The sequence below is a fragment of the Vibrio sp. 2130-1 genome, assembly GCF_033339515.1.
Genome location: NZ_JAWOUT010000611.1, coordinates 1 through 548 on the forward strand (window position 1 = coordinate 1; position 548 = coordinate 548).

The window sequence follows — 548 nt, forward strand, 5'->3', positions numbered from 1 at the left end:
GTACCAGCGCAGCAAACCACACTGGTGTGGGTTTCTCGTCAGGGAGCGCATTCGACGGTATGGCATAAACAATTAGGGAGATTGTAATGAGAGCATGGCTTATTGGCTTAGCAGTCATTATCGGTTTGGCAGGTTGTGCGGACAACACTGCTGGGATCCGAGTTGATGGCCAAACACAAAACGTATTTTTTAACGATAACGTATTGGGCAGCCGACTGTTGGTTGACAACATCACCACGACTTACGTCGATGATCGACCACGTGGTGTGGTGCAGTTAAGCAGTAACTACAAAGGTGACCAGCACATTCTTTATCGCTTCTACTGGTACGACAACAATGGTTTGGAAGTGAACACCAAACCGGGGCCTTGGCGCAAAATGATCGTGCGTGGATTTGAATCTGTGACGCTTTCGGAAGTCACGGTCAATCCAAATGGCACACATTTCCGTGTTCAAATTAGAGAAGCACAAGACGATTAATCTTAACGGCTTTGCCGTAGCTGCCGCGCCAACATGCGCTGGTATTGATATAACTAAGGAACTCTCATG

1 protein-coding gene is annotated in these 548 nt (G+C 47.6%); it reads left to right on the plus strand.

What is annotated here, in order from left to right:
• The first annotated feature begins 86 nt into the window (after nt 1-86).
• Nucleotides 87-479 (plus strand): YcfL family protein, encoded by a 393-nt coding sequence (locus R7Q09_RS27690; protein WP_005456243.1) that lies wholly within the window; start codon nt 87-89, stop codon nt 477-479.
• The last annotated feature ends 69 nt before the right edge of the window (nt 480-548 follow it).

Excerpts from the sequence above, each read along its gene's own strand:
- R7Q09_RS27690 (WP_005456243.1), top strand. The coding sequence starts at position 87 with ATGAGAGCATGGCTTATTGGCTTAGCAGTCATTATCGGTTTGGCAGGT.